We start from the raw sequence: 4,739 nt of genomic DNA, 5'->3' as shown, positions 1-4,739 counted from the left end.
GTCGCCATGACTGCCAATGCGATGAAGGGAGATCGCGAACGGTTTCTCGCCGCCGGCATGGACGACTACATCGCCAAGCCCTTCGATCCTATGGAATTGCAACGCGTGCTCGCTCAATCTCCCCACGGAGCGATACAGGCGTTGCCGGTCGAGGAGTCTACGTTGACGCCGAAAGCTCAGTCAAAGTGTGAAGCGACCAGGACCAATGGCCAGCCCCAGCTGAACTGGGACATGACGCTTGAACAAACCTGTGGCAATGAAGAAATGGCTTGCGAGTTAGCGAAGGTCTACTTGGATGAATCGCAGCAGTTGCTTGGCAAGATTCAAGCAGCATTTGAATCGGGTGATGCGGTAGGACTCTCGCGAGCCGCTCATACGTTAAAAGGAGCGTCGGGATATTTTGGCGCCGTTGATGTGGTCAAAGCTGCGGAAACACTCGAACACCAAGGCAAAGAGGGTGACCTCGGTTCGGTCAAGTCGATCATGGATGAATTGGTTGCGGCGTCCGAGCATTTGGCGAAAGAGTTAAACGAAAAGACCGCCGGCTAGCGGGCAATGCCATCGTTGTGTCACTTTCCCACGGTTTTTTTCGGAACGATTCGCAAAGCTGAAAAATCAGGTCCGAACCTTAGCGGATTTGGGGGTGGGCAGTGTCCACATCAGCAGCGTCATTCCGAGGACGGCACTGATCGCCGATCCCACCATGATGCCTGTTTTCGCGGTATCGAGCCCCTCTTCGCCAAACGCCAATCCGTCAATGAACAAGGCCATCGTAAAACCGATGCCGGTAAGAAAGCTGCTTGCAATCAGGATACGCCAACTCACACCGGAGGGCAGTCTTGCCCAGCCAATTTGCACCGCCAGCACGCAGAACAACAGCACGCCAAGCGGTTTACCCACGACCAACCCGAGCATTACCGCGATCGCAACAGGATCCTCGATGTTGGACAATTGCATTGCAACGCCCGCATTGGCCATCGCAAAAATTGGGATGATGAAATAACTGCTCCACGGATGCAGTATCGTTTCAAGATACTCAAGCGGAGAGACGGTTTCACGAGTCAATCGCTGTACCTCGCGTACCTTTTGGGCTCGCTGATTTACCGTCTGCCAAACTTCGCCACGGAACGCCTCTCCGGTCTTCATCAAGTATTGATGAAAGTGATCAGGAACAATCGTCGCCTTGGCTGGCGTCATCAAGCCGAGAATCACCCCAGTCAAGGTGGCATGGACTCCCGATTCGTGAAACGCAAGCCAAGCGAGTAGTCCTGCGATGATGTAGGGCGGAAAACGGCGAACACCGAGTCGCGAGAATAGGTGGACGATACCGACCCCGATTGCCGCCAGCATCAGGAAGCGGCCGTCCAGTTGGTGTGTGTATCCGATGGCGATCACGATGATCGCGCCGATGTCATCGACGATCGCGAGCGACAGCAGTAGCACGCGTAGATTATTAGGGACTCGCGAACCAAGTAACGCCAGAAAACCGACAACAAACGCGATGTCGGTCGCCATGGGAATGCCCCAACCGCGTGCTGCGGGTTGGTCATACTGAAGCGCAAGATAAATCCCGGCGGGCACGACCATACCGCCAATTGCGGCTGCGATCGGAAGGGTGGCGCGACGCAGGTCCGACAGTGCGCCATGCACCAATTCACGCTTGACCTCTAATCCGATCACAAAGAAAAAGATCGCCATCAACCCGTCGTTGATGATGTGCCGCAGCGAGTGTTGGAAATGCAACGATCCAAAAGAAACGCCCAGCTCGGTTTTCCAGAAACGGAGATAGGAATCAGCCCAGACGGAATTGGCCATGATGATGGCGAACGCTGTGCAAAGCATCAACAGCACGCCGCTGGCTGCTTCGATATGCAGAAAGCGAGCAACCGGGCGTACAAATCGATCGATCGGTTGTTCAGGTAGTGGAACCGTCACATTGGGGTGGACTGGTTGTATGGCGTGATAACGAGGTTTGCTGGTCGTCGATGAAGACATTCATTCTCTGTGAATTGTAACACAATTGAAACTCCGTTTCCTCGCAATACGATCATTCGCCCTTTGCGAACGCAAGGTTACGTTGCCATCGCTTCGCGTTCGGGTTGATACAAGATGTCTGCGATCTGCAGCTCGATATTTCCGCTGGGGACCTTCCAGTGGACACTATCCCCAATCCGACAACCTAGAATTGCGGTTCCAATCGGCGCCAGCACCGACAATTTTCCCGTCGCAATATGGGCTTCCTCGGGATACACCAAGGTGTAGGTTCCCAGTTCGTCGGTGCGGCGGTCATACAGTTGAAAGATCGAATCCATCGTCACGACATCAGCTGGAATGTTTCGCGAATCGACAATCTCGGCCACGTTCAATTCGCCACGTAACTCTCGCAGGATTTTTGGGTCGTGGATCGCCTGAGTAAAATGACTCGACAACAATTCATCAAGTCGTTGATAGTCACTTTGAGTGATGACAATTGTTTTGTGGCTCACGAAGGAGGCTCCGAATCGAGAGGAGGCGTCTCAAATTTAGAATCCGAATTTGAAACAGCGGTTTAATTTTGAGAGGCAGACAATGGGACGAAGGGCAATGGGACGAAGGGCAATGGGATGAAGGGAGTGTGTTTTTGGGCAGGAACACGATTTCGAGAGGCAGGTCCTCTCGCCGCTGGACGCCGATTTCGTCCTGCATTGCAACCGCCGCGCCAAAGAGTCCAAGATCGGGCCATTGGCCTGTCCAACCGAGAAACAATGGTGTTTGGATCCAAACATCCGCCATCGTTGACCGGAAATCTGGCGAAAATTCCGCCATGCAGCCCAATATTTAGTCAGGACGTTTAACGACGGGGCGCGCAACACCGCCGCGAAAACATTGCAGCATGCTGAGTCCTATCACGCTGAATTGACAGGTTGACGTTACTGGCGGCAAACAGGGACACATGATGGTAGGCAGCATCGCGAGGACGTCTTAGCGGTTCGGGTAGGTCGGCAAAGTCGATGGTGCTGGACGCCTTTTCTATTTGATCCGTCAAATGGATCATGAGACAAACCACGAGCGTAAAGCAATCGCGGCGGCGAACAACAGACACAGAATGATTTGTTCGCGGAGCGGGTGAAGGTCCGACAAATTTTCGTCCGAGACGTCTCGGACCGACGCGTCTGGTGCCGGTGCGGCGGGCATTGATTCGATAGTTGCCGTGCGACGCGAGGCCGCGATGTCAAAGTCGACATCCTGATCGACATCAAGATCATCGAGTGGATACTCGGGGTTGCGCATTAACATGGCGGGGCTCTCGTGCGAGAAAAGAATGAATCGTGTTACTCCCGTGGCGTCTGGTTCGTTCTAATGCAATCAAGATGCCGTGTCGCATTTTGGCGGTTTTTGCCCGGATATGTCGTCCAAACGCCATTTTCGAGCCGAGTGGGCGTCACCTTAACGAGACAGCGTCCACCGCTGTTGACGGGGCTGATGAAGGCCGGTTGACGGACAAGGGGACGCATACCCGTGTCCAATTTTTGTCCAAGCTGTTCATTCAGCAATCAAGCCGGCGGGTTTCCAAAACAGCACCAAAACTTCGGGATTCGCCTTTTTCTGGGGAAATACGAGCTATTTAGGCAGCGGTAAAGCTGACGGATGCCGGTCCGCTGGCTGCGGCACGCCACCTGCTTTGCTATCGGTGACTCGAGAGATGCACCATGCCGATACGCCAAATTTGATGAGAGAATCATGTCTGCTGCTGATTTGTTCGACCGTTCGTCGTCCAGCTGGTTCCCGTTTTTACATTCACGCAACGCACCGCATGTGCGTCATCGCGGTCACTTTGCGTCAGTAGCGCCGACGAAATGGGCACTTCTTTTATGTAGCACCATTGCGCTGGCTAGCAGCAGCTATCTGGCTTGGGTTTCGTTGACGTCGGGCAGCGTGGCGGGATGTAGCGGTGATCTATTCAATTGTGACCATGTCCTACACAGCCGCTGGGCCACGGTGATGTCGGTACCGGTCAGCATTCCTGCGATTCTGACCCATGCTTCGATCCTGGGTCTGTTGTTGATACGGCCCATGCCGCTTCGATGGGAACGGTACCGTTGGCCAATGATCAGTTTTGCCGCGATCACGGCGGGATTAGCGGCGCTCTGGTTTGTCGGTTTACAAGTCTTTCTGCTCGAGCATCTTTGCCCCTACTGTTTGGTCGCCCATACCGCGGGATTGATCGCAGCGGCGGTAGTGCTGTGGCGACGACCGCTTCGCAAGTCGACGTTGATGAAAGTTGGTGGAGCGGCGGTGACGTCGGTGGCATTGTTGATTGCACTGCAAGTCAGTACTCCGGCGCCCGATACGTTTGAGGTGATCGAATACTCAAGTCCGCCAGCGGCAATCCCCGCTGACTCGTCGCGTCCAGCTGATTCGTCAACGACCCCCAATGATGATTCGATGCTGTTTGAAGCTCCCCTCTCGTCGAACCGATTGGTGCCGCCCATGCCTCAAACGCCTACGCCCCAAACGCCCACGCCGAGCGCGAATATGACGGGATTTTCACTAGCGATGGGATTGTTCAACCCCAGCATGTTGATGGTTGGACAAGTCGACCAGACAGCTGCTGCCAGCGCGACGCCGTCGCAGCCCGAGCGACGTACCGCCAGCATCCTAGGGGGGCTGAAACTTGATACCCGCCAGTGGCCACTGATCGGCAAGCCGGATGCGGAATTGGTATTTGTCGAGCTGTTTGATTACACCTGTCCTCATTG

The 4,739-nt window shown here is 54.5% G+C and carries 5 protein-coding genes; 2 read left to right on the top strand and 3 right to left on the bottom strand.

Going from position 1 to position 4,739, the window contains the following annotated elements; genetic code table 11:
• Window positions 1–549 (top strand): Hpt domain-containing protein (locus ABX962_RS30615; protein ID WP_372725259.1); only part of this gene is annotated, 549 nt, incomplete at its 5' end.
• A 66-nt stretch (window positions 550–615) separates the two neighbouring features.
• Here ABX962_RS30615 and nhaA read toward each other — a convergent pair.
• The 3 genes from nhaA to ABX962_RS30600 all read right to left on the bottom strand — a co-directional run bounded on the left by nhaA (window position 616) and on the right by ABX962_RS30600 (window position 3,276).
• Window positions 616–1,995, bottom strand: coding sequence for a Na+/H+ antiporter NhaA (gene nhaA / locus ABX962_RS30610; protein ID WP_372725257.1), 1,380 nt, complete (start codon window positions 1,993–1,995; stop codon window positions 616–618).
• Window positions 1,996–2,072: 77 nt separating this feature from the next.
• Window positions 2,073–2,486, bottom strand: coding sequence for a nucleoside diphosphate kinase regulator (gene rnk, locus ABX962_RS30605; protein WP_372725255.1), 414 nt, complete (start codon window positions 2,484–2,486; stop codon window positions 2,073–2,075).
• A 544-nt stretch (window positions 2,487–3,030) separates the two neighbouring features.
• Window positions 3,031–3,276: a hypothetical protein gene (locus ABX962_RS30600; RefSeq protein ID WP_372725253.1), complete on the bottom strand. Its 246-nt coding sequence runs from the start codon at window positions 3,274–3,276 to the stop codon at window positions 3,031–3,033.
• A 444-nt stretch (window positions 3,277–3,720) separates the two neighbouring features.
• Between ABX962_RS30600 and ABX962_RS30595 the strand changes: the two genes are divergently transcribed.
• On the top strand, window positions 3,721–4,739 hold a 1,019-nt coding region (locus ABX962_RS30595; protein WP_372725251.1), incomplete at its 3' end, for a vitamin K epoxide reductase family protein.

The sequence above is a fragment of the Novipirellula sp. genome (assembly GCF_041583735.1).
Classification (GTDB): Bacteria; Planctomycetota; Planctomycetia; order Pirellulales; family Pirellulaceae; genus Novipirellula.
This window is presented reverse-complemented; position numbering and strand designations above follow the sequence as displayed.

Coding starts and splice junctions, on each gene's coding strand:
- nhaA (WP_372725257.1), bottom strand. CDS start 1,995: ATGTCTTCATCGACGACCAGCAAACCTCGTTATCACGCCATACAACCA.
- ABX962_RS30600 (WP_372725253.1), bottom strand. CDS start 3,276: ATGTTAATGCGCAACCCCGAGTATCCACTCGATGATCTTGATGTCGAT.